Raw genomic sequence first — 24,464 nt, 5'->3', positions numbered from 1 at the left:
CTCCAGCCGCTCCGGGGCTCAGGCCCCCAGCGCGAGCACGACGGCGGTCTTGTTGTGGAACTGCGGCACCCCCCGGCCGAGCGTGCCCACCTCCCCGAACGTCAGGCAGCCCATCACCGGGACGCTCTGGCCGAGCTCGCTCTCGAAGGTGGTCAGCTCGTCGCGCACCGTGTCGCCGAGCATCATGCACCGCGAGATGCAGTCGAACACGAAGGCGCCGGCGATCGGCCCGGAGACCGCGTCGCGCGCCGTGATCGCGGCCTCGCGCGCGGCGCCGACGAGGCCGATGGGGTCGCCCTCCATGACGCGGATGAGGCACCCGTCCGGGACCTCGCCGACGCAGTAGAGCCCGCCGGGGGAGACCACGCGCAGCGGGTCGCGGATGACGTGCTCGCCGTCGGCCTGCGGGATGCCGAGCGGGTGGGTCATGGCGAAGGAGGCGAAGCCGTCGAGGTTGACCTGATGGCCCCTCGACCGGGCGGTGCGCTGGTAGACCGAGAAGGCGCCCTCGTACTCGAGCTCCGCGAGGACCGTGCCCTCGGCGCGGGTGACCATCGTCGGCGGGCCATAGGGGCGGAAGCCGTGGCGGATGCCGGTCGCCATGCGCGCCGGCGAGTCGATCGCGACCACGACCACGCTGTCCGAGTAGGCGCGGCCGCCCGCGAACTGCGCGGTGCGCACGAAGCGGAGGTTGTCGCCCGCGCCGCCGCCGGCCCAGACGACGCCCGTGCCGCCGACCTCGACCGCGCCGCGCACGACGTCGGCCGCGTTGCCCGTGAGCGCGTCCGGCAGCACGATGAGCGCGCGGCTCCACCCCGCCGGAACGGACGGCGGGAACCCCTCGAGCGCGCGCGAGGCGGCGAGCACGCCGGCGCGCCGCCCGTCCTGGCTCACCGGCTGCGCGACCCCGACGCCGACGCGCACGGTCTCCGAGACGACGAGCCCCACGACGAGCCCCTGCCGGAGAAGGCGGCTGCCCGCGAAGACCCCGGCCGTACAGCACCCCGCCCACGGCACGCCGGGCAGCTCGCTCGTCGTGGCCGCAGCGAGCGCGTCAGCGTCGTATTGATCCGTCGACAGGACGAGCGCGAACGCGGGTCGCGCCCCGTAACCGGCGTAATCGCCCTGCTCGGAGCGCGCCGGCTCGCGGAGCGCCGCGGCCACGGCCTCCGAGGCAGCCTTCTTTGGGTCCGCCGCGGAGCTCGCGCCGACAAATACCTGTGTCGCCATGTTCTCTTCCCCCCCTCGGAATGTAGGCACTCGCGTTATACTGGAGATTCACCCGAACGTCACGGCGCGCGCATTCTCCTGTGATGTCGTCCGTACAGGGCGCTCCCGCTCCTCGATCGACTCGCGATTTTCCCGGCGTGACGACCTCGAATGAAGCGCCGGGCAGAGCCACGGCGGGCCTGCGAGGAGGAGACCTGCTGGGGAGACATGAGGTGCCCGAGACCGAGGGAGCAGAATCCTTATCCTTCGATACGACCACGTCCCCTGCAAGCTCGTCGGGCGCGGCGGACACACCCGAGTCGATTGCACAGAAGCAACCGAGGTCGCGCCGCGCGCGCCGGACAACGCAGCGCACCACGCGAGCAACGTGGATTGCAGACCACGCTCGACGTCGCCTCGATGCCCAAGGCGGAATTGCGGCGCCTCGTTGCGACGGGAGAGCGGCCGGACGAGGTGTGCCCGCCTCCCCGGCGAGGGCGGTCAGCGCGGGATACCGGAGATGGGATGATCGGGACCGCTCAGGGATCCGCCCACAACAGCGCGTACGTCAGGGGGTGCCAGAAGCCGCCGCGTTCCGTCCCCGGAGCAGCCCCGATGGCCACGAGCACGAGCCCTTGACCGTCCGCGACGCCGTCCGCCGGCACATCGCTGTTCGCCAGGATCTCGCGCATCGACACCGAGGACGTCACCGTCGCCGAGAGCGGCTCATAGGTCTCGATCTCGACCTCCTCGAGCGCGCCGAGGTCGCCGCGCGAGAGGCCGACGAACGGAGGGAACGGCGAGATCGCGCCGTACGAGAGGTCCTGCGCGACGGGCACCGCGCTCACGTCCGCGCGCCCGGGCGCGAGCCGCACGTTGACCGGCGGCGCCGCCGCGCTCGCGTGGGCGATCTGCAAGCTCAGCTTGCCGAAGCTCGTCCGCCGCGACATGGCGACCGCCACGAGGCCGGCGGTCGGCGTGTCGGCCGTGTAGGCGTCGCCGCAGCCCTGCTTCTCCCTGGCGTGCGTGTGTCCCTCGCCGCCCAGGCAGCCGGTGGCGACGAGGAGGAGGCTCTTCTCCTCGGCGAACACCGGCGCCGGCACCACGGGGAGCCCCGCGGCGACGATCGGGGCGGCGGGCTCCGCGGCGAGCGCGAGGATCTCGGCGCAGTCGAGCCCCTCCGTCGCGCCGAGCTCGCCGGCGATCACGTGCGCGCGCACGCTCGCCCCGTCGGGGATCGCCGCGCCGAGCGGCTCGATCGCCCGGGACTGGGCGAAGCCGAGGCCCGCGTCTTCGCCCGGCCAGGGCGCCACGCCGGCGCCGGTGCCGTCGGGGTAGGCGAGGAAGCAGAAGCGGACCGCGTCGTGATCGGCGACGCCGTTCACCACGGTGAGCCTGGTCGGCCCCGGCGGCTCGACGGCGTCGCCGCCGCCCGTCCCCGTGGCGGTCGCGCTGCTCGCGGTCGATCCCGGGCCGCCGCCGGCGCCGGACGTGCTCGCCGCGCTCGGCGGATCCCGGCCGAGGAGGTCGTGGTCCTGCGTGCAGCCGGGTCCACCGAGCGCGGCGAGCAGGATCCCCCCGAGGCAGGCACGGCCGATCGAGACAACACGGTGCAGCACGCTGGGAGCTTACCGTGCTAGGCGGGGTCGATGCGGGTCCATCTCACCGCGACAGCCGCCGCCGCCGTCCGCCGCGGCCACCCGTGGGTGTACCGAGACGGCATCGCGGTCGGCGGCGGGCGCGCGGCCGGCCCCGGGGATCGCCGGCGCGGGGAGCGCGCGCCTCGCGGCGGCGGCGCCGCCGCCGCCGCGACGGGCGACGTGGTCGAGCTGTCGGCCGAGGGCGCGCCGTTCCTCGGGCGGGGGCTCTGGGACGCCGACTCGGCGATCGCCGTCCGCGTCTTCCAGCGCGCGCAGGCGCCGGCGCTCGACGAGCGCGCCATCGCGGAGCGGCTCGAGCGCGCGTTCGCCCTTCGCGACGGCTGGTTCGCCGGCCGCGACACGACGGCCTACCGCCTGTGCAACGGCGAGGGGGACCGGGTGCCCTCGCTGGTCATCGATCGGTACGACCGCGTCGCGGTGGTCCGCCTCGACGGCGGCATGCTCGCGCCGTGGCTCGACCGCCTGCTCCCGCACCTCGCCCGCGCGCTCGGCGCCCGCGGCGTGCGCTCGATCGGCCTGCGCGCGCGCGGGGAGGCTACGAGCGGGGACGCGGACGGCAAGAAGCTCGCGCACCTGCACGGGCCGCCGCTGCCGGATCGCCTCTTCGTGCGGGAGACGGGGGTCGCGATGGAGGTCGATCTCGCGCGCGGGCAGAAGACGGGGGCGTTCCTCGACCAGCGCGACAACCGCGCGCGGGTGCGCGCGCTCGCGGCCGGGCGCCGGCGCGTGCTCAACCTGTTCAGCTACGCGGGCGGCTTCTCGGTGGCGGCGGCGCTCGGCGGCGCGGGGCGGGTCACCTCGGTGGACTCGGCGCCGGCCGCGCACGCGACCGCGCAGCGCACGTTTCGCGAGAACGGCCTCGATCCCGCGGCGCACGACTTCGTGACGGCGGACGCGTTCGACTTCCTCGAGAAGGCCCGCGCCCGCGGCGACCGGTACGACCTCGTCATCTCCGATCCGCCGAGCTTCGCGCCGAGCGAGCGCGCCAAGCCGCGCGCGCTCGGCGCCTACCGGCGGCTGCACGCCGCGGTCGCGCGCGTGCTCGATCGCGGCGGCGTGCTGTGCGCGGCGTCGTGCTCGAGCCACATCACGGCGGAGGACTTCCTGGCGACGCTCGACGACGCCACCCTGGAGCGGGACGACCTGCGGGTGCGGGCGATCCACGGGCAGCCGGAGGACCACCCGACGCTGCCGGCGTGGTGGGAGGGGCGGTACCTCAAGTTCGTGGTGCTGGAGTGAGCGCGCCAGCGCGCCGCGGATGCGGCCGAGGCAGATCCGGCGGCCAGGCGGCGGCGGCCGGGACGGACACGCCGTGAGCATCGCCCATGCGGCGGCACCGAGCGAAGCGCAGGAGTGCAATTCACGCCCGGCACGGCCGGCGACGGCGGCAGCGCCGCGCCCGGCGGTCCGCCGGAGAGCGCCAGCGCGCCGGGGAGCGCTGAAGCAGCTGAGACTTTCACGACCGGCGAGAGCTGCGTGCAGTGAGAGCCATCATGTTATTTCGTGACGATTCCAAGAACTCAGACGTAAGGCCGCCCAGTATCACGGATTTCACCGGGAGAGCGCTTGGCGAGCTGCTTTATCAGCGGCAAGATGGGCGCCCTCGGCTCGAGAGGTGCGCCCATGTCCAAGCGTCGTTGGTTCCACAGCAGCGGCGTGCGCCGCTCGGGAAACGTGATCCACGTCAGCCCGACGCTGATGTGGGAGCTGTCGTGGGTGCGGAAGATGGGCCTCGAGGACATCGACTGGGACCCCGAGCGCTACTGCGCGTGCTGCATCGCGGAGCGAGCCACCCGCGGAGAGGCCGTCGAGGATCTCGCGCCGCCCTCGAAGACGCGGCCCGACTTCTTCGTGCGGGACGATGACGTGCACGCCGCGCCGTCCGGCGGCCCGCCACGGGGCGCCAGCGGCGCCATGCCGCGCCACCTGAAGCTCGTGCGCGCGCCGCGGCCCGAGCCCGAGGAGACGTAACGAAACCCTCGAAGGACGGATCCGGAGTCGTTCAGATCCGGAGTCGCGCGGAGCCGCAGTCAGCATAGGCCGACACGCCACACGGCGGGACTCGCTCCTCGCTCACAAGGGCGCCCTCGCGCTACCCCGTCGCCGAGGCGCGCCGCCCCACAAGGAACGCCGCCAGCGCCTCCGCCTTGGGCACGAGCGTCCCCACCTCGATGAGCTCGTCCTTCGTGTGAAAACCGCTGCCCCGCGGCCCGAGACCGTCGATGGACGGGATCCCGATCTCGGCCGTCGAGCTCGCGTCGGAGCCGCCGCCGATGAGCGGCGCCTCGGCGTCGCCGAGCCCCGCCGCCCGCGCGCAGGCCGCATACTCCCGGCAGAGCGCCGCGCTCGCCTCGGTCCGCACGAGCGGCGACCGCGCGACCTCGCCGTCCACGCGCACCGAGGTGCCTGGCACCTCGAGCGCCGCCTCGTGCGCCGCCGCGGCGAGCGCAGAGAGGGTCGCCTCGCCGTCCGCGAGGCTCACGAAGCGGAAATCGACCGCCGCCTCAGCCGCGTCGGGCACCGTGTTCCTCCCCTGCCCGCCGCTCACCTTGCCGACGTTGACCGTGACCCCCCGCGCGTAATCGGTGAGCCGCTGCGCCCAGTCGATGAAGCGGGCGAGCGCCCAGATGGCGTTCGCGCCCTGCTCGTGCGCGTTGCCGGCGTGCGCCGCCTTGCCCGTCGCCCGCACCGTCGCCCCCCCCGTGCCCCTGCGCGCGGTGATGATCCTGTCGCCCTCGCGCCCCGCCTCGAACACGAGCGCGCACGCCGCGCCCGCGAGCTCGCGCTGCAGCAGCGGGCGCCCCTCGGGCGACCCGACCTCCTCGTCCGACACGATCGCGAGCCGCACCGGGATCTCCGCAAGCGCGCCGATCCGCTCGAGCGCCCGGAGCGCCTCGATCGCCACCACGAGCCCGCCCTTCATGTCGAGCACGCCGGGCCCGCGCGCGAGATCGCCGTCCAGGCGGAAGCCCTCGAAGACGCCCGGGGGAAACACCGTGTCGAGGTGCCCGACGAGGGCGACGTGCCCCGCCGGCGACGCCTTCGCCGCCTCGCTCTCCACCACCCAGTGCGCCGCGAACCGCGCGCTCGGGAACCGGCGCACCGACAGGCCGGGGATCGTCGCGAGCTCGTCGGCGAGGACCTCGCCCACCGCATCGCCGCCGCGCGGGTTGTCCGTGAACGAGTTGAGGTTCACCAGCCGCTCGAGGAGCGCGAGCATCGGCGCCGTGCGGCTGGACAGCGCCTGTCGGAGGGCCTGGATCACCGCGCCAGCATGCCACGGAAGCCCGGGCGCCGCCGCGCCGCGGAAGCGCGGGCGCCGCAGCGCCGCGGAAGCCTGCGCGCGGGGAGCGCGGGCGCGCGGGGGCCCGGCGGCCTCTGCCCTGCCCGCTGCAGAAGTGATACGTGTCCGCCCATGAACCGTCCCAGAGCAACGCGGAGGCACCCGTGACAGCGTCGGAAGGCCCGCTCGTCATCAAGCTCGGCGGCGAGGTCGTGGGCAGCCCGGCCCTCGCCGTCCTCGCCAGCGATCTCGCGGCGCTCACCCGCGCCGGCGCGCGCGCGGTCGTCGTCCACGGCGGCGGCGCGCAGGCGACCCGGCTGCAGGAGCGCCTCGGCATCCCCGTCCGGCAGGTCGCCGGCCAGCGCGTCACCGACGCGGACACGCTCGACGTCATGAAGATGGTCGTCGCCGGCAAGCTCAACGTCGACCTCTGCTCCGCGCTCCTCGCCGCGGGCGCGCGGCCCGTCGGGCTCCACGGCGCGAGCGGGCCCGCCCTCTCGGCGATCAAGCGTCCGCCCCAGGTCTACCGCAGCGCCGGCCCCGATCCGGTGGACCTCGGCCTCGTCGGCGACATCACGGGCGTCGACCGCGGGCTCCTCGAGCTGCTCGGGCGCGGCGGCTACGTGCCCGTGCTCGCCTGCCTCGGCGCCGGCGCGGACGGGCAGGTCTACAACATCAACGCCGACACGGTCGCCAACCGCGTCGCCATCGAGCTCGGCGCCGCAGGGCTCTTCCTCGTGAGCGACGTGCCGGGCGTGCTGCGCGACATCTCGGACCCCGCCTCGCGCATCCCGAGCCTCACCGTCGCCGAGGGGCGCGCGCTCATCGCGAGCGGCGCCGTCACGCGCGGGATGATCCCGAAGCTCGAGGAGTCGTTCGCCGCGCTCGCGGAGGGGGTCCGCCGCATCCACATCCTGGGGCGGCTCCGCCCGGGCGATCTCGAGCGCGAGGCGAGCGCGCCCGGATCGATCGGCACCGTGCTCGTCCCCTGAGGACCGCGGCCGGCCTCGCCCCGACCGGCCGCGCGCCGTATGCTCCTGCCCATCCTCGATGATGGACGCCGTCCGCTCCGCGATCTCGTTCGTGCAGGCGCATCGCGGGCAGATCGCGATCGGGGTGGGCGTGTGCGCCGCCAGCTTCGTCGCGGGCACGGCGCTCGTCGCGTTCGTGCTCGTCCGTCTGCCCGAGGACTACCTGCAGAAGCAGGAGGACGAGCCGTTCCTGCCAGGGCGCCCCGCCTGGATGCGCGTGTCGGCGCGCGTCGGGAAGAACCTGCTCGGCGTCGTCGCCGTGGCGCTCGGGATCCTGCTCTCGCTGCCCGGCGTTCCGGGCCCGGGCGCGCTGGTGATCCTGATCGGCGTGATGCTCCTCGACATCCCTGGCAAGCGGCGGCTGGAGCGGCGGTTCCTCGGGGCGCCGAAGATGCGGTCGGTCGCCGATCGCGTGCGCGCCCGCTTCGGCCGCCCGCCGCTGCGCGTTCAGCCGGACTCCCGCCGCTCCTCGCCCGGCAAGGCCTGAGCGCTCGCTTCGCCCGGCGAGCCCGGGGCGGCGTCCGGCAGGCCCGCGGCGGCCGGCAGGACCGCGGCGGCCGGCAGGCCCGGAGCGGCCGCCTCGACCGGCGCGCCTTGGGCGCCGGCGGCCGCCGTCGCGGCCGCCGGCCCGCCCCGACGGGCCCCCGCGCGCAGCCGGAGATGCCAGGCGAAGAGCGCCGCCGCGAGCGCGAGCGCGAGCGCCGCCGAGACCCACTCGCGCGGCGCGAGCAGGAGGCAGCCGGCCAAAAAGGCGCAGGCCGCGAGCGCAAGGCGCTCTTCCGCGTCGGGCATCGGGGGCACCTCCGCTCCCCGTTACCGCCCCGCGCCGCGCGCATCAAGCGCGCCGCGCCGCCGCCGCGTGGGCCCGCGCGCATCGAGCGCGCCGCGCGAGGCGACCAGGGCCCCGGCGCGCCCGCGCGTCGCGACCCTGGTCGCCTCGTGCGGCGCCCGCGCGGTTGCGGTAGGTAGGGACCGATAGCGGCGAGCGCTCCGCTCGCGCAGCACCGACCTCGACGCCTTATGAACGCAAACGACGATCGCGACGAGCGCGGGCCCGACGGCGCGCTCCGGGACGAGGACCCCAGCGGGAGCCACGAGGCCGGCCAGAAGGCCGCCGCCGAGGGGGGCTCCGGCGCAGGCGAGGGCGCGCCCGCGGGCGGCGCCGCGAACGACGAGGAGCAGGGCGGCGCCGCGGCCGACGACCGCGCCGCGGCCGACGACCGCGCCGCGGCCGACGACGGCGACGCCGAGGGCGACGGCGCGCCGGCGGCGGCTCCCCCGCCGCGCGGGCCATCGATGTGGGACATCCTCCGGGACAGCTTCTTCACGTTCGACCGGCGGACGCTCGGCTTCACGCGCATCCTGCTCGGCTTCTTCCTGATCGGCGACCTGTTCCGCCGCACGTGGGCGTGGAACGACATGTTCGCGGACATCGGCGTCCTGCCGAACCACGTGAACCTCTGGCGCCCGCAGGGCAGCGGGAACTTCTCGCTCGTCAACGCCTTCTCCACGCCGGGCGAGCTCGCGGTCCTCTGGGTCGTGATCTTCGCGACCTACGTCTGCCTGCTCATCGGCTGGAAGACGAAGCTCATGCAGGTGCTCTCGCTCGTGTTCGTCACGAGCATGAACGGGCGCGTCCTGCTCATCGAGAACGGCGGTTACGTCGTCCACAACCTGCTCCTGCTCTGGACGTGCTTCCTGCCGCTGGGCGATCGCTTCTCGCTCGACGCGCTCCTCGCGTCGATGAAGCGGAGCCGCGAGCGGACCGCCGACGATCTCAACGATCGCACCGCCGTCGACGACCCGCTCAAGCCGAACGATCACGTGACCCTCGTCGGGCCCATCCTGCTGATCCAGCTCGCGGCGATCTACTTCTTCAACGTGGTGCACAAGACCGGCCCCGCCTGGAAGAACGGGACCGCGATCCACTACGTGCTCTACGTCGACCGGATGGTGACGCCGATCGTGGCGGACATCCGCGACTACGCGCCGAACTTCCTCATCCTGTTCATGACGAAGATGGTGATCGCGTTCGAGGCGGCCATGCCGGTGTGCCTCCTCTCGCCGCTCGGCCGCGTGTGGTCCCGGCGGCTCGCGCTCGTGATGATGAACGTGCTCCACGTCGGCTTCGGCACGACGTTCGTGCTGGGGCCGTTCGCGTGGGCGCTCTGCGTGTTCTCGACGCTCCTCTTCGGCCGCGAGGACTGGGAGATCGCCGCGCGCACGATGCGGCGCGCGCACCGGGCCCGCGTCGTGCTGTTCGACCCGCGGTCGCCGGGCGCCGTCCTCGCCTGCCGCGTGCTGAAGCGGATGGACCGGTTCGGGCTGCTGACGTTCGAGGCGTCGAGCTCCGCGGCGCACGGGCTCGCCGCGCGGCGCCCCGACGGCAAGGGGGTCGAGGGCGCCCTGGCGCTCGCGGACGTCGTCGCGGCGATCCCGCTCGGCCCCGCGGTCGCGTGGGCGCTCCGCCTGCCGCTCGTGCGCGACGCGGTCACGGCGGCGATGGCGGCGGCGCACCGCCGCAGCCTGGGCCGGGCGCTCGGCGCGCGGCTCCCGGAGCGCTCGGAGGTCGCGCCCCCGCCGGCGCCGCTCCGGCTCGCCGGCCGGAAGGCGCTCATCGGGCTGCGCGAGATCGGCGCGCTCGCGATGTTCGTCGGCGCCGTGAACCAGGCGGCGGTCGAGCTGTGGGTCATCAAGAACCGCTGGAAGGTGCCGCACCCCGAGGAGACGCGGGTCCTCGCGCAGAAGCTCCGGTTCCTCCAGGGCTGGTTCATGTTCTCGCCCAACCCGGTGATGGACGACGGGACAATCGTGGTCGACGCCGTCACGGTCGACGGCCGCCACATCGATCCTTTCACGGGCAAGCCGCCGAACTTCGACCTCCTGAACACGAAGAGCTTCGCGTACACCCAGATCTGGTGCGACTACTTCGCCCGCATCAAGCTGCCGGCGAACACCTCGTACCGCGACGCGATGAAGGAGTACATGTACCGCTACCCCGAGCGCACGGGGCGGCCCGAGGACGCGATCGTCTCGGGGGACGTGTACTGGGTGAAGGACTGGAACCCGAAGTGGGGGAGCACCCAGAGCTACGGGGAGGAGCGCGAGCGGCTCTTCTCCTTCCAGAACCCGAAGGCCCAGGCGCGCGCGCAAGCCGAGCCGCCCGGCGAGCCCGCGCAGACGGACCAGAGCCCCGCCAACTAGGCCTCGCTCGCGCGCAGGCCCGCGAGGGTCGCGCGAGAGGTGGTGCCGAGCTGCCCCGACCCTCGGAGGGGGCAAGGCACGGGGACCCCGGACAGAAACTGCTTTCTTCGCTTGACAGCCGCGCCCAGGCGGGTAGAGTCCGCGCTCTCGAAAGCGAGGGCCTGTAGCTCAGTTGGGAGAGCGCTAGAATCGCACTCTAGAGGTCGCAGGTTCGATCCCTGTCAGGTCCACCCTCGAAGTCGTTCAATTCTCTTTCTTAGCAGTTCTTCTTACCTCCCTCGGTATCGTCGCCAGCGAGCACGCACCGAGCTTGCGCCGCGGTTGGCTCCACTGCACCGCGCTGCGCCGTCCCCACGCACGGCGCCGTGCTTCGCGGCCGCCGCGAGGACGCTTCTCGCTCGCCGCGGCGTACTTCGCGCACCGCGGAGCGCTTCGCGCTCACCATGGAGCGCTTGCCGCGCTCGCCGCGCCGTGCCGAGCGCCCCGCGATAGCGCTGCGGCTGGCTCGTCGGAGGCGCCGAGTTCGCCCGACCCGAGGTCGATCGCGCGGCGGCACGCGGACGGCGCCACGCAACACAGGGGGACGGCGGGCGGACCATCGATGCGTTCGCCCGCCCGCGCCTCCGTGGCACCTGCCCCGCCGCGGCACGGAGCGGGGCAGCGCGCTCAGTCCTCGATCGGCTCGAAGTCCGCCTTGGTCGCGCCGCACTCCGGGCAAACCCAGGTGTCGGGCAGGTGCTCGAACAAGGTCCCCGGCGCAATGCCGCTGTCGGGGTCGCCGACCGCCGGGTCGTAGATGTGATCGCAGACCAGGCACCGATATTTCTTCATCCGTGGTTCTCCTCAGGGCTTGGCGAGCCGCGCACGACGCTACCACAAGGACTATCGCCCCGGAGGTGAACCTGCCGCGCCGCGGCCCCGCAGCGCGGCGTGGCGCGGAGCGACGGCCGGCTCAGCGGCGCTCCGTTCCGCGTCTTCGGCGTCTTCCGCACCTTCCGCATGCGGCCGCGGCCGCGACGCGCCTCAGGGAGGCGCCGGAGCGCCGCGCACGGCGAGCTGCTTCTTGCGCAGCATGCGCGCGATCGGCCGGTAGACGAGCCGGAGCAGCCAGCGGGGGCAGAGGACGCCGAGGTAGACGACGAACCACGCCACCACCCCGGGCACGACGAGCGCGCGACCCCGGTCCACCGCGCGGACGAGGGAGCGCGCGCAGCGCTCCGGAGAGATCGACAGGAGCAGAGGCGGCTCGAGGCCCGTGAAATTGCCGGCCATCTCCGTGAACTCGGTCTGCACCGGCCCGGGACAGACCTGCGTCACCCGCACGCCGGTGCCGGCCAGGTCGATGCGGAGGCCTTCGGTAAAGCTCGTGACGAAGTGCTTCGTGCCGATGTAGGCGGCCATCCCCGGCCCGAACGTGAGCCCGAAGCCGGAGCTCACGTTCGCGATCGCGCCGCGCCCGCGCGACACCATCGGGCCGACGAGCCGGTGCGTGAGGTACGCGAGGCTCGTCACGTTCAGCGCGATCATCTGCTCGGTGCGCGACCACGCCGAGAGGTCGAACAGGCTGAGATCGCCGAAGCCGGCGTTGTTGACGAGGACGTCGACCCCCCCGACCTCGGCAGCGACGGCGAGGAGCATCGCGTCGACCGCCGCCCGATCGGTGACGTCGCAGCCAAAGACGAGCACGGCGAGGCCCGGACGCGCCGCGGCGAGCTCGGCGCGCAGCGCCTCCAGGCGATCCCTGCGGCGCGCCACCAGCACGAGCGCCCGGGCGCGGCCGGCGACCTCGCGCGCCAGCGCGCGGCCGATGCCCGACGAGGCGCCGGTGATGAGCACGACCCCGCTGTCGATCGGCGATTGCACGGCCGCAAGGGTTGCCCAGCGCCCCCGGGCGACGCAAGGGCCCCGAGGCGAGCGCCCTCGCCACCTCCCCCGGATCGCCCGCCGCGTCCCGCCCCGCTGCGCCGCGCCGGCGAGCGCGCCCCGCGTCCGCCTGGATAAATCGGATGAAGCGGAAATGCATACTTCGGAGGGAGATGGACGCGAAGGCGGCACCTCAGCGCCCATTGCGCTACCTTCGAGACCAGGAGTCGCAACCTGGCCGTAACACGCACCGCGTCGCCGGGCGCCCCGCGCGACGGCGCCGCGCAGCGCGCCTTGGCCGACGGTCGCGACGGCGACGGCGGCGCGGCTGAGGCGCGCGTTGACGTAGCAGGCGGCTCTATCTACCGTGGACTTCGTCCTCACGAGCCAGGAGACATCATGCGTTCGCCCTCATCTCTCGTCTGTGTGCTCCTCGTCGCCGCCGGCCTCGGCGCCTGCGAACGATCCGCGGAGTACGAGTACAAGGCCCCCCCGGCCGCGACCACGGCAAAGCCCTCGACGACGGGCGACGTGAAGCCGCTCGTCTTCAATCCGGACGACGTCAAGTCCTTCAAGGTGCTGCCCGCCAAATTCGAGTACGACAAGAACCCGATCACCGATGAGAAGGTGACCCTGGGCAGGATGCTCTGGTACGAGGCGCGCCTCTCGAAGAACCACGATATCTCCTGCAACTCGTGCCATGACCTGTCCAACTACGGCGTGGACAACAAGAACTTCTCCTCCGGGCACAAGGGCCAGCTCGGCGGCCGCAACTCGCCGTCGGCCTACAACGCGGGCCACCACATCGCCCAGTTCTGGGACGGCCGCGCGGCCACGCTCGAGGACCAGGCCAAGGGGCCTATCCTGAACCCCGTCGAGATGGCCATGCCCGACGAGAAGCGGGTCATCACGACGCTCAAGTCGATCCCCGAGTACGTGAAGCTCTTCAAGGCCGCCTTCCCCGACGACAAGGAGCCGATCACCTACGACAACATGGCCAAGGCGATCGGCGCGTTCGAGCGCGGCCTGGTCACGCCGTCGCGCTTCGACAAGTACCTCGACGGCGACGACAAGGCCCTCACCGCCGAGGAGAAGGCCGGGTTCCACAAGTTCATCTCGCTCGGCTGCCCGACCTGCCACACGGGCGTCGCCGTCGGCGGCTCGACGTTCCAGAAGCTCGGCCTCGTGAAGGAGTACGCCGGCCTCAAGGACAACGGGCGCTTCGACGCCACGAAGGACGAGAAGGACAAGTTCTTCTTCCGCGTCCCGAGCCTCAGGAACATCGAGAAGACCTTCCCCTACTTCCACGACGGCTCGATCGCGACGCTCGACGAGACCGTGACCAAGATGGCGTGGCACCAGCTCGGCGTGGAGGCCAAGCCCGAGGAGGTGAAGTCGATCGTCGCCTTCCTCAAGTCGCTCACCGGCGAGCTCCCGACCGAGTACATCAAGAAGCCCGAGCTGCCCCCGAGCACGCCCGCGACGCCCAAGGCCGACCCGTCGTGAGCGGCGCGCCGATCCGATTGCGCCGACCGGGCCGATCGGGTCTGCTCCGCCCCCTCGGATGAGCGCGAGCTCCGGCGACGAGGGACGATCCGCGCCCGCTCCTGAGGACGGAGCGGGCGCGCCCGCGGACGGCGCCCCCGAGGCGCGCGAGGGGCGCACCGCGCGGGCGCTCGTCTTCGTGCGCGAGCGCTTCGACGGCGCGTGCGTCGCCTTCCCCGTCGCGGCGCCCGACGCCGCGAGCTTCGGCCGCGACGACGACGTCCTCGTCGAGCAGCGGCTCTTCTTGCGCGAGCACGCGGCGCGCGCCCAGCCCGAGGCGATCTCCCGGCTCTCGTTCCCGGAGGGGACCGAGCTCCTCTCCGTGGACGTCCCCGTCCCGCGCGACGATCTGCCGCGCAAGCTGCGGAGCGAGACGCCGGTGAGCTTCCCGTGCGTCGTGGTGCCCGCCGGCGAGCGGGCGGCGCGCGGGGCGCCCCAGAGCGCGCCGGCGGCGCGCGACGCGTGGGTGCTCGTGCCGAGCCTCGGCCACGCGTTCCACGTCGAGGCCGGCGAGCCGATCGCGCCGGCGATCCGGCACGAGGTGCGCCGGCTGCTCGCCTCGCAGGCGCTGTCGACGTGGGAGCACCAGGGGCTCCTGCCCGGGAGCGCGCACCGCCTGGAGGTGCTCCACGCCCCGCTGCCGGAGCCCGAGCCCTCGGGCGGGCGCGGGCAGCGCGGCGCCTCGGCCGCCGAGCGCGCGCGGCGGAAGAAGGCGGTGGACGCGCTCGTCTCGGTCGCGACGCCGCTCCACGTGGCCGCGCAGCGGAGCCCGGCTCCGCCGCCGCTCGCCTGCCGCGACGCGGAGCTCGCGCGCCTCGCCGCGCTGCTCGACGGCGACGAGCGCCTCGGCGTCCTGCTCGTCGGCCCGGAGCACGCCGGGAAGACGGCGCTCATGCAGGCCTACGTCGCGCGCCAGACGCGGCTCGTCTACGCGACGTCGGGCGCGCAGCTCGTCGCGGGCATGAGCGGGCTCGGGCAGTGGCAGGAGCGCATCCACGGCGTGATGGAGGCCGCCGCGGCGCTCGACGCCGTGCTGTACTTCGAGAGCCTCGACGACCTCCTGGCCGAGCGCGCCGAGGGGGGTCACGTGGACCTGGCCGGCGCGATGCGGCCCTACCTCGACGAGGGGCGGGTGCGCGTCGTGTGCGAGCTGCGGGACGACCGGCTCGACGCGCTCGAGGGGCGGCACTGGGCCTTCTTCGCCGGCCTGAGCCGCATCCGGGTCGAGCCGCTCTCGGCGGAGGGCACCCGGAAGGCGCTCGCCGAGCGCGCCGAGCGCGACCGCCGCGTCGAGCCGCACCGCCCCGCGGTCGCGGGCGACGCGCTGACGGCGCTCGTCGATCTCGCGGAGCGCTACCTCCCCTACAGCGCCTTCCCGGGCAAGGCGGTCCGCCTCTACGAGGACCTGCGCACCGTGCACGAGCGGGAGCGGACCGCGCAAGGGGAGCCGGTCACGCTCGGGCGGAGCGATCTCCACGAGCTGTTCTCGATGCGCACCGGCATGCCGGCGTTCCTCCTGCGCGACGATCTGCCGCTCCGGGTCGATCGCGTGGCGCGCGATCTCGGGGCGAGCGTCATCGGGCAGGAGCGCGCGGTGCGCGCGCTCGCCGAGACGATCGCCGTGGTGAAGGCGGGGCTCTCGCCGCCGGACAAGCCGCTCGCGACGTTCCTCTTCGTGGGGCCGACCGGCGTCGGCAAGACCGAGCTCGCCCGCGCGCTCGCGGGGCTGCTCTTCGGGTCGCCCGATCGGCTCTCGCGGTTCGACATGAGCGAGTTCTCGAGCGAGGGCGCGGCCGATCGCCTGATCCGCGGGACCGACGGCGCGGGCGGCCTGCTCACGCAGCGCGTGCGCGAGCAGCCGTTCTGCGTGCTCCTGCTCGACGAGATCGAGAAGGCCCACCGGGCCGTGTTCGATCTCCTGCTGCAGGTGCTCGGCGAGGGGCGCCTCTCCGACGCGCGCGGCAGGACGGCGTACTTCCACAACGCGATCGTGATCATGACCTCGAACCTCGGCGCGGCGGAGCGGCGCGCGCAGGCGGGGTTCGCGGGCGAGCGAGGCGCGGCGCCCGCGGAGGAGCAGGCCGCGCTGGACGAGGCGCATTACCAGCGCGTGGTCGCGGGCGCGTTCCGGCAGGAGTTCGTGAACCGCATCGATCGCGTGGTGCCGTTCCGATCGCTGACCCGCGCGGAGCTGTCCGAGGTCGCCCGCCTCACGGCGCAGCGTCTGAGCCGGCGTCGCGGGCTCTCCGAGGCGGGCGTCGCGCTCGAGGTCTCGCCGCGGGCGCTCGCCCGGCTCGCCGAGGACGGCCACGCGCCGGCCTACGGCGCGCGGGCGCTCCGGCGCCACGTCGAGGAGCACCTCGCGGCGCCCCTCGCGCGGCTGCTCGCGGGGCTCGGCGGCGAGGCGCGGGACCTCACCGTGTGGGTCGCCGAGGCGGGGGAGCCGGAGGCGCCGGCGGAGGGCGCCGTGGTCGGCCGCGCGGAGACGCCGGCGCTCCGCCTCGTGGCGCGGCGGCGGCGCGCGGCGCGGGCGGGGCAGCAGGCGTTCGGCGTCGAGCAGGTCGGCGATCTCCGGCGCGAGGTGGACCTTTGGATGGGCCTCGGGCCGATCGAGCAGCTCCGGGAGCAGATCGACTTCCTGCTGACGCAGCTGAGCCTGTCGAGCGGGCGCACGCGCGATCGCCGCCAGGAGATCGACGCCGCGGCGCTGCAGGCCGAGCACCACCGGCTGAGCGAGCTCTGGGGGCAGCTCGCGGCCGCGCAGGAGGAGATGCACGGCGTCGAGGAGCTCGCGCTGATGGCGCTGCTCGAGGGCGAGGAGGTGCGCGAGCTCGCGCGCGAGGCGCGCGCGGCGTGGGAGGGCGTCCGCAAGGTGCTGCCGCGCGCGCTCGTGGCGACGGAGGCGCGGCGCGACGCGATCACGCTCATCCTGGAGGAGCTCGACGAGGGGGCGTTCGATCGGTGGCTCGCGCCGCTCCTCCGGGAGCTCCCGCGGCGGGGGTGGAGCGCGACGCTGCACATCGACGGCGACCGGGGCGGGCCCGGCGACGGCGCGTGGCCCACGAGCCGGCGGTGGGGTCCGCCGCGCTCTCCGGTCGACGTGCTCGAGGCGCTCGATCAGCCGAAGCGCGGCTTCCGGAACGTGCTCTTCCGCTGCACCGGCGCGTACGCGGGCGCGTTCCTGTCGCTCGAGCGGGGGCACCACGAGCTCGTCACGCGCAAGCGGGACGCGGGCGCCGCGCGCGACGCGTCAGGCGACGGCCGGCTGCACGTGTTCGTGCACTTCGTCGCGCACGCGGCCGGCATCGCCGAGGATCAGTGGGAGCACAGGTCGCTCGCCCCGCCCCCCGCCGGCTCGTCCGCGGCGCGGCGGCGCGGGGCGGCCGCGCGCGAGCACGACGAGGTCGAGGGCGCGGTGCTCATCGCGGGGCGTCGGGCGCGGCTCGCCATGGATCCGGCGTGGTACTGGGAGCGCCTCGACGAGGTCGCGCTGGCGCACCTGCTCGTGTTCGAGGACGAGGGGAGCGGGCTCGATCGGAGCGAGTACTTCAGCGCAGGCGGGGACGGGGCAGCGTCCGAGTAGCGCCGGAGCCCCGGTGTTCGTGCGCAGCGCTGCTGCGTCGTTCTCTTGAACATTGACCCTTTACGGGCATCACCACTCGATCGTTTCAAGATCCGACTCGGTCTTCACCGATTGTCCTGACAGAAACACTCGCTGTCTTCACGATTTCTCGTGCAGCGACCTGCGGAGCGAGGCATGAGCCGCGCGTGATCACGCGGCGCGCACGCCAGTACGTGCGACAGCCGGCATCAACAGCGGATGTTGCCAAATGCGCGAACGCTCCGACCAGTTCATCAAGAGTCTGCTGCGCGACGCGCTCCGGCGCATGGCGGAGTCGGACACCGAGGTCGAGGTCGCCGCAGCCACCCAGCGGATCGACGTCTGGTGTGTGCCCGATCCGGCGCGCGAGGCGGTGCGACGCGAGCTTGGAGTGCTGGGCGAGCTGGCGGCCGGGCCATGTATGTTCGAGGTCTTCCGCAACACCCCGGGCCTGCGGCACATGCGCGATTGCCTGCGCAAGCAGCTCGCGTGGCATCACGAGCTGGAGCGGCGGGCTCGGACCGCGCCCGATCGGATCGAGGCCCCGCCGGCGCCTCGCAACGAGGTGGCTTTCCCGTGGCTCATCGTCGTCAGCACGGGACGGCCCGAGACGGTGCTCGACGGGTTCGGCTGCCAGCCGCTGAGCCCGGGTGTGTACGGTCCGGCGCCGGCGCTGCACGTGCGCGTCGTGGTGCTCTCGGAGCTGCCGCGCACACGCAGCACGCTCATCCTGCGGTTGATGGGTGCACGATGGGTGCTGCGCGAGGCGCTGCAGGATCTGATGGCGCTGCCGGAAGACGCCTGGGAGCGGAGCGTCGCCCTGCCGCTTTTGGTACACTTCGGCTACGAGATCCCCGGGCAGCTCCCGGAAGACGTGGAGGATGACGTCATCATGGAGATCCAGGAGTGGTTCAAGAGCTACCAGGCGGAGCAGCGGCAGCTCGGCCTGGACGAGGGCAAGCGGCTCGGCCTGGACGAGGGCAAGCGGCTGGCGCTGGCGCGGCTGTTCGAGAAGCGGCTCGGTAGGACGATGACGGACGACGAGCGCAGCACCCTGGCCGAGAGGCTGGCGCGGCTCGGGGAGGAGCGTCTGGATGAGGTGGTCTTGACCCTGGACGGCGAGACCCTCGCGGCATGGCTCGCGAACCCAGAGGGGCGCTGACGCCCCCGCCGCCTTCGGAAGAACGCCTCGGCGGTGGCCGGCCGCGCAGCCCGCTACACTCGCCGCCGTGCACTTCACGATCCCGCTCTTCGAACGCCGCACCACGAACGTCGCGAGCGTGACGCTCGGCCTCGGCCCGAGCACGCGATCGCGGGCGGGGCGGCACCCGGAGCGCGTCCAGCGCCTGCTCATCGAGGACCTCAGGGCCCTCTTCGAGAAGGCGCGCGCAGCCGAGCTCGCGCGGTTCGAGATGCCGCGCGGCATCCGGCTCGAGAAGGTGCGCCTCGAGCTCTCGCTGTCCGGCGCCGGGTCCGGCGAGCGCCGCAAGGTGAGCGGGCTCTGCCCCGTCGTGCTCGAGCCGCGCTGGGCCTCGGAGCACGAGCGCATCGTCTTCGCCTACCACCCCATCCGGCAGGGCGACGCCGCGCCCATCCGCGACGATCTCCCGCTCGACGAGCAGCTCCGCGCGCTGTTCCAGGCCGCGTGGGCCGAGCTCGACGACGACGAGATCGCGCAGCTCTGGAGCCGGGGCAAGGAGCGCATCACGACGCTGTCGTTCTCGTGCACCCCGCGCTCGGCGCTCGCGGACCTGCCGGATCGGCCGGGCGACGACGACACGGGCGCCGACCCGGCGTTCCGCTGGAAGAAGCGCCGCGGCCTCAAGGTCCTCCCGAGCCTCGGCGTGAGCCTCACGCAGCGCGCGGCCCAGGGCAGCCTCGACGCGGGCGTGCCGCGGTCGCCGCAGCGCGAGCAGCTCGCGCTGCTGCTCGGCGCGGGCCGCGCCCAGCCGGTCATCGTCGTCGGCCCGCCGGGGTGCGGCAAGACGACCCTGATCCACCGGGCGGTGGTCGACCTCCTGGAGGCCGACGGGTACGGCGCCCACAAGAACCTCGACCGCGCGCGCGACGTCGTCGCCGTGAGCGGCCGCAGGGTCATCGCCGGCATGAGCCACCTCGGCGACTGGGAGAAGCGCGGAGTCGAGCTCGTCGAGGACGCGCGCAGCCGGGGCGCGATCCTCGTCGTCGACGACATCCACCACTTCGGCCGGATCGGGCGGTCGCGCCAGAGCGAGCGCTCGCTCGCCGACTTCTTCCGCGGCCCCCTCTCCCGCCGCGAGATCGTGATGGTCGGCGAATGCTCCCCCGAGGCGTTCCGCCTCCTCGAGCAGGACGCCCCGGCGTTCGCGGCCCTGTTCACGCCGCTCTTCCTCCCCGAGGCGACCCCCTCCGAGACGTTCCGCCTCATGGTGCGGGAGGTCCGCGCCCTCGAGCAGCGCCACGCCGCCCGCGTGAGCCCGTACGTGCTGCGGACGATCCTCGACCTCGGCGGCTCGCTCCTCTCGGCGCAGGCGCTGCCGGGCAAGGCCATGGATCTGCTGCGCGAGGTCGTCCGCGCGCCCGCCGCGGAGCCGGCGCGCGGCGACGCGGCGCGCGGGCCGCGGCCGGTCGGCTCGCAGGACGTGCTCCGGCTCCTGTCGCAGAAGACCGGCGTGCCGAGGCTCCTGCTCGGCGGCGACGAGCCGCTCGACGCCGGCGCGCTGGAGGAGGAGCTCGGCCGCCGGGTCATCGGCCAGCCGGAGGCCGTGCGCGCCGCGGCGGATCTCGTGGCGCGCATCAAGGCGGGCCTCGTGGATCCGCGGCGCCCGTACGGGGTGTACCTCTTCACCGGACCGACGGGGACCGGCAAGACCGAGCTCGCCAAGTGCATGGCGGAGCTCATCTACGGCAGCGCGTCGCGGCTCCTCCGCTTCGACATGAGCGAGCAGAGCGGCCCCGACGCGCCGGCGCGGCTCATCGGCGATCGCTACGCGCCCGACGGGCTCCTGACGCAGCGGGTGCGGGAGCAGCCGTTCTCGCTGGTGCTGCTCGACGAGATCGAGAAGGCGCACCCGTCGGTGCACAGCCTCTTGCTCCAGCTCTTCGAGGACGGCCGGCTCACCGACGCGGCGGCGAGGCCCGCGCACTTCAACCACGCGGTGGTGGTGATGACCTCCAACCTGGGCGCGCGGGCGCGGCCCTCGCTCGGCTTCGGCGGCGCGGGCCTCCCGGAGGCGCGGGCGCTCGCGATGGCCGAGGAGGCGGCCCAGGAGGTCGCGCGGGCCGTGCGCGAGTTCTTCCCTCCCGAGCTGTTCAACCGGATCGATCGCGTCGTGCCGTTCCGGCCGCTGACCCCCGAGGTGGCGGTGCGGGTGGCCGAGAAGGAGCTCGACCGGCTGCTCTGCCGGCGCGGGCTCGCCGAGCGGAGCGTCTTCGTGCGCCGGGGCGCCGGCGTGGCCGAGCGGATCGCGCGCGAGGCGTTCGTGGCCGAGGACGGCGCCCGCTCGGTGAAGCGGTTCATCGAGGACGAGATCGGCTCGCTGCTCAGCGACGCGCTCACCCGCGGCGCGCCCGCCGCGATGCAGCTGCTCCGCATCTTCACGACCGCCGCGCCCGGGCCGGATCACGGCGCCGCGTCGCCCCCGTTCTCCCTGCACCGCGAGGCGCTCGAGGAGGCCGAGCCCGCGGCCGCCGCGTGGGCGCTCGCGCCGCTGATGACCAAGCCGCTCGGCGCGCTCACGGCCGAGCTCTCGCCGCTGCTCGAGTTCGTCGGCGACCTCGAGCGGAGCGACGACCTCGCGCGCCTGTCGGAGCGGATCCGCTACCACCTCGCGGAGCACGGCCGGACCGCCGCGGAGGGATCCGCGGCCGAGGAGCACGCGGAGGCGGTCTACAACCTCGACGCGATGCGCGGCGCGATCCGGGCGTTTCGCGAGCGGATCGAGCTCGTCCAGCGGCGGAGCGGCGACGACGAGGAGCAGCAGCAGCTCGACCTGGAGGTGCGGCGGTTCGGCTACGTGACCGTGGGGGAGGACGCGTGGAGCCGCTCCCGGGTGCGCCTGTTCCACCGGCGCCATCAGCCGCGACCGCCGCGCCGGCCGGCGAAGCAGGAGGTGCTGGAGTGCATCGCCGAGGGCCACGCCCTCCGTCGCGCGCTCCGCACCGTGGACGCGCCGGGCCAGCACGCGGTCCTGATCGAGCTGCTCCGCGCGGCGCACCTCGACGAAGCGCCGGCCGGCGGCGCGGGCGGCGCGCGGGAGGAGGGGCTCTTCGAGGCGCTCGCGCGCGCGTACGGCGAGGCGGCGGGCGAGGTCGACGGGTGGGCGGGCGCGCCCGCCGGCCGCGCGCCTTCCGGGGGTCGTCGCGCGCCCGAGCTCGAGCAGGGCCGCGGGACGGCGGGGCTCGACGCGATGCTCTCGCGCGGGGCGGAGCTGCTCGTCCTGAGCGTCGTGGGCCTGTGCGTGCTCGACTTCTTCGAGCTCGAGACGGGCGCGCACGTCTGGACGTCGCTCGCGCGCGGCCCCGAGGTGGTGCGGGTGCGCGTCTTGCCGGCGCGCCCGGGCCTCTCGCCGGCGGGCGCGGTGCGGGAGCACCTCGAGCGGCAGGCGGCGTTCGACGAGGCGGCGCGGCAAGGGCGCGCGCTCCCGCCGAACCCGGCGGCGCTCCTGCCCGTGGTCCGGAGGATCCGCTTCGACCCCCCGCGCCAGCAGGGCAGGGCCGCCCCGATCGAGATCGAGGACTACGCGATGGGCTTCGCCGAGGCGTCGCTCGCGCGGAGCCTGTCGCAGGCGCTCGCGCCGCTGTGGCTGCTCAGGATGAGCCGGGAAGACGTGGCGTGAGGAGCAGCGCCCGCGGGGCTCGCCCGCGGGCGCCCGCCCGCCGGCGTGGGCCGACGCGGCGCGACGGCGCCCGTCGAGCCCACCGAGACTGATTCGACATCCGTCGAAACAGATTGACCAGGCGCGGGCGCTCGCTATTCTGATTCGATGACCGTCGAACCGGATTCTGCGGGGCCCACGCCGGGCGCTGCGGGGCCCACGCCGGGTGCTGCGGGCGCCCTGAGCGTCGAGGAGCGCATCGGCGTGCTCAAGGCGCTCGCCGACGCCTCGCGGCTCCAGGTCGTGAGCGCCCTGATCGAGCGGCCTCACTGCGCCGAGGAGCTGGCCGAGCGGCTGGGGCGCGCGCCGTCCACCGTGTCGTTCCACCTGCGGAAGCTCGACGAGGCGGGCCTCGTGACGAAGCGCAAGACCCAGTATTACCTGGTCTATGCCCTGCGCGCCGATCTGCTCGATCTGCGGCTGAGGGAGCTCGCCGCGCTGCCGCACGCCGAGGGCGGCCCGGCGCAGCGTCGCGTGGAGCGGTCGCGGAACAAGGTGATGCGCGCCTACTTCCGCGACGGCGCGCTGGTCCAGCTGCCGAAGCCATGGCGCAAGCGGCGCATCGTGCTCGAGCAGTTCGTCGGCAAGTTCCAGGCGGGCCGGCGCTACCGCGAGCGCGAGGTGAACGAGATCATCCAGACCCTGTATCCCGACCACTGCACCATCCGGCGCCTGCTCGTGGACGAGGGGTACATGGCGCGCGACGGCCAGCGCTACTGGCTGCTCGAGCAGGAAGCGAAGGCGCCCGAGACACGGATCGAGGCCCCGGAGCCGGGGAAGGAGACCCCCGGGACCGGCAAATCCATCAAGGGAGCGAGCAGAATGGAAACGCGCAAGGAGCTGAAGCGGAAGTACCTCGAGACCCCCAAGCAGGCGGGCGTCTTCCAGCTGAAGAACACGGTGAACGGCAAGGTCTTGCTCGGCAGCAGCACGAACCTCCATGGGCCGCTCAACAAGCACCGTTTCATGCTGTCGATCGGCGCTCACACGAACCAGGAGCTCCAGCGCGATTGGAAGGAGCACGGCGCCGAGGCCTTCACGTTCGAGGTGCTCGACGTCGTGAAGCTCAAGGACGATCCGAGCTTCTCGTTGAACGACGAGCTCACCTTGCTGGAGCAGATCTGGCTGGAGAAGCTGTCGCCGCTCCACCCGCGCGGCTACAACAGGGACACGAAGATCCGCGAGTGATGGCGGGGGCGGGCGCTTTCGGCCGCTCCCGCCCCGGCCCGGAGCACGGGAGAGGGATGCCTGTACGGCCCCCGGACCGTCCCGAAAGGGGCTGTCCGCTGCTCAGAACCGGAACAGCGGGCGGCCGTAGGGCAGGAACGGCCAGGGGATGGCGGCGAGCACGAGGAGCAGCGAGACGAGGACGCCGAGCGCGATGCGCCGGTGCCGCGTCGTGGGGTCCGCCGCCCGCTTGGCCCGGGCCGAGGCGACGTGGGCGACCGCCACCGCCACGATCATGAGGAAGACGTGCTCGACGGCGAAGAAGCGCAGCGCGGCGACGGGCATCGCGGCCTTCAGCGCGGCCAGCGAGGTGGGCCGCAGCGGACTGAGCACGACGTAGAGCAGGAGGCCGAGGAGGAGCTGGGCGTCGAGCGCGCCGACGAACGCGGCGCTCGCCTTGCGATCCGCCGGGGTCCACGGCTTCCGCTGGGTCCAGCCCTGGACCGAGCGCACGAGCGCAAGGAGCCCGAGCAGCAGGACGGCCCAGCGCAGCCACGAGTGCACGACGAGGACGAACGAATAGATCATGGAGCCTGCTTTCCGGCCGCGGTGCCGGCCTCGATGATGTACTGCGCCACGTCGGCGAGGTCCGACTCGCGGACCCCGCGGAAGCTGGGCATCGGCGGGACGTCGGCCCGCTTGCGGCCCGGGGTCACGGCCCAGCGGACGATGCCCGCGGGATCGGCCGCGTAGAGGGCCGCCATCTCGCTGAGCGGCGGACCCACCAGCTTGGCCGCGGGGGCGTGGCAGGACGCGCACAGCGTGGAGAAGAGGGCCTTGCCCTTCGCGGCCTGGGGCGAGAGCGCGACCCCCTCGTCGGGAGCCGGCCCCTTGCACGCGGCCAGGAGCAGGAGCAGGGCGGCGAGGATCGGTGACCGTGTCATGCGGCGAGCGGGAACATAGCGCGCCCGCGCGCCGGAGGAACGCGACGTCGTGACGCAGGGCTCGCCGGGGCGCCGGGGCGCCTGGCCAGCGCGCGCGGGG

18 protein-coding genes and 1 tRNA gene are annotated in these 24,464 nt (G+C 73.9%); 11 read left to right on the top strand and 8 right to left on the bottom strand.

The window, feature by feature from the left end; genetic code table 11:
• Positions 1–18: 18 nt before the first annotated feature.
• Positions 19–1,230, bottom strand: a complete 1,212-nt coding sequence (locus NQZ70_RS02965) for an FIST signal transduction protein (protein WP_129572866.1) — start codon at positions 1,228–1,230, stop codon at positions 19–21.
• Positions 1,231–1,748: 518 nt separating this feature from the next.
• Positions 1,749–2,828: a hypothetical protein gene (locus NQZ70_RS02960; protein ID WP_129572865.1), complete on the bottom strand. Its 1,080-nt coding sequence runs from the start codon at positions 2,826–2,828 to the stop codon at positions 1,749–1,751.
• Between the two features lie 30 nt (positions 2,829–2,858).
• Here NQZ70_RS02960 and NQZ70_RS02955 point away from each other — a divergent pair, with 30 nt between their 5' ends.
• Positions 2,859–4,109: a class I SAM-dependent rRNA methyltransferase gene (locus NQZ70_RS02955; protein WP_129572864.1), complete on the top strand. Its 1,251-nt coding sequence runs from the start codon at positions 2,859–2,861 to the stop codon at positions 4,107–4,109.
• 384 nt (positions 4,110–4,493) lie between these two features.
• On the top strand, positions 4,494–4,841 hold the full coding sequence (locus NQZ70_RS02950; RefSeq protein ID WP_237244966.1) for a hypothetical protein: 348 nt from the start codon (positions 4,494–4,496) through the stop codon (positions 4,839–4,841).
• Positions 4,842–4,962: 121 nt separating this feature from the next.
• Here the strand turns inward: NQZ70_RS02950 and NQZ70_RS02945 are convergent, their stop codons facing one another.
• Entirely contained in the window at positions 4,963–6,135 is a 1,173-nt protein-coding gene (locus NQZ70_RS02945; protein WP_207217727.1) for a M20 family metallopeptidase, read from the bottom strand.
• A gap of 182 nt (positions 6,136–6,317) precedes the next feature.
• Between NQZ70_RS02945 and argB the strand changes: the two genes are divergently transcribed.
• Positions 6,318–7,145: an acetylglutamate kinase gene (gene argB, locus NQZ70_RS02940; protein ID WP_129572862.1), complete on the top strand. Its 828-nt coding sequence runs from the start codon at positions 6,318–6,320 to the stop codon at positions 7,143–7,145.
• Between the two features lie 58 nt (positions 7,146–7,203).
• Positions 7,204–7,671, top strand: a complete 468-nt coding sequence (locus NQZ70_RS02935) for a hypothetical protein (protein ID WP_129572861.1) — start codon at positions 7,204–7,206, stop codon at positions 7,669–7,671.
• Here the strand turns inward: NQZ70_RS02935 and NQZ70_RS02930 are convergent.
• Positions 7,632–7,976 (bottom strand): hypothetical protein, encoded by a 345-nt coding sequence (locus tag NQZ70_RS02930; protein ID WP_129572860.1) that lies wholly within the window; start codon positions 7,974–7,976, stop codon positions 7,632–7,634. The genes NQZ70_RS02935 and NQZ70_RS02930 overlap by 40 nt on opposite strands.
• Positions 7,977–8,204: 228 nt before the next feature.
• On the opposite strand from NQZ70_RS02930, the gene NQZ70_RS02925 reads away from it, so the two are divergent.
• Positions 8,205–10,388 (top strand): HTTM domain-containing protein, encoded by a 2,184-nt coding sequence (locus tag NQZ70_RS02925; protein ID WP_129572859.1) that lies wholly within the window; start codon positions 8,205–8,207, stop codon positions 10,386–10,388.
• A gap of 157 nt (positions 10,389–10,545) precedes the next feature.
• A tRNA-Ala gene (locus NQZ70_RS02920) sits at positions 10,546–10,618 on the top strand.
• A 436-nt stretch (positions 10,619–11,054) separates the two neighbouring features.
• On the opposite strand, the gene rd is transcribed toward NQZ70_RS02920, so the two are convergent.
• Together rd and NQZ70_RS02910 are read right to left on the bottom strand one after the other, a co-directional pair.
• Complete coding sequence (gene rd, locus NQZ70_RS02915) at positions 11,055–11,219, bottom strand: rubredoxin (protein WP_129572858.1); 165 nt, start codon at positions 11,217–11,219, stop codon at positions 11,055–11,057.
• Positions 11,220–11,411: 192 nt separating this feature from the next.
• The gene (locus NQZ70_RS02910; RefSeq protein ID WP_129572857.1) at positions 11,412–12,251 is read right to left on the bottom strand and encodes an SDR family oxidoreductase; all 840 of its coding nucleotides are present in this window, start codon (positions 12,249–12,251) and stop codon (positions 11,412–11,414) included.
• A gap of 399 nt (positions 12,252–12,650) precedes the next feature.
• On the opposite strand from NQZ70_RS02910, the gene NQZ70_RS02905 reads away from it, so the two are divergent.
• From NQZ70_RS02905 to NQZ70_RS02885, 5 genes are all read left to right on the top strand, one after another.
• On the top strand, positions 12,651–13,757 hold the full coding sequence (locus tag NQZ70_RS02905) for a cytochrome-c peroxidase (RefSeq protein ID WP_275938195.1): 1,107 nt from the start codon (positions 12,651–12,653) through the stop codon (positions 13,755–13,757).
• 58 nt (positions 13,758–13,815) lie between these two features.
• On the top strand, positions 13,816–17,379 hold the full coding sequence (locus tag NQZ70_RS02900; RefSeq protein ID WP_129572856.1) for an AAA family ATPase: 3,564 nt from the start codon (positions 13,816–13,818) through the stop codon (positions 17,377–17,379).
• A 247-nt stretch (positions 17,380–17,626) separates the two neighbouring features.
• Positions 17,627–18,559, top strand: coding sequence for a hypothetical protein (locus NQZ70_RS02895; RefSeq protein ID WP_129572855.1), 933 nt, complete (start codon positions 17,627–17,629; stop codon positions 18,557–18,559).
• Positions 18,560–18,626: 67 nt separating this feature from the next.
• Complete coding sequence (locus NQZ70_RS02890; protein WP_129572854.1) at positions 18,627–22,214, top strand: AAA family ATPase; 3,588 nt, start codon at positions 18,627–18,629, stop codon at positions 22,212–22,214.
• A gap of 147 nt (positions 22,215–22,361) precedes the next feature.
• A complete protein-coding gene (locus NQZ70_RS02885; protein ID WP_129572853.1) occupies positions 22,362–23,441 on the top strand; it encodes a metalloregulator ArsR/SmtB family transcription factor in 1,080 nt (359 codons plus the stop codon).
• 102 nt (positions 23,442–23,543) lie between these two features.
• Here NQZ70_RS02885 and NQZ70_RS02880 read toward each other — a convergent pair whose 3' ends face one another.
• On the bottom strand, positions 23,544–24,008 hold the full coding sequence (locus NQZ70_RS02880; RefSeq protein ID WP_129572852.1) for a hypothetical protein: 465 nt from the start codon (positions 24,006–24,008) through the stop codon (positions 23,544–23,546).
• Positions 24,005–24,364: a c-type cytochrome gene (locus NQZ70_RS02875; protein WP_129572851.1), complete on the bottom strand. Its 360-nt coding sequence runs from the start codon at positions 24,362–24,364 to the stop codon at positions 24,005–24,007. Before NQZ70_RS02875 ends, NQZ70_RS02880 begins: the two co-directional genes overlap by 4 nt.
• Between the last annotated feature and the right edge of the window lie 100 nt (positions 24,365–24,464).

The sequence above is a fragment of the Sorangium sp. So ce836 genome (assembly GCF_028553905.1).
Lineage (GTDB): Bacteria > Myxococcota_A > Polyangia > Polyangiales > Polyangiaceae > Sorangium > Sorangium cellulosum_D.
Note: the sequence above shows the minus strand (reverse complement) of the source record. Positions and strands in the feature narration are given on the sequence as shown.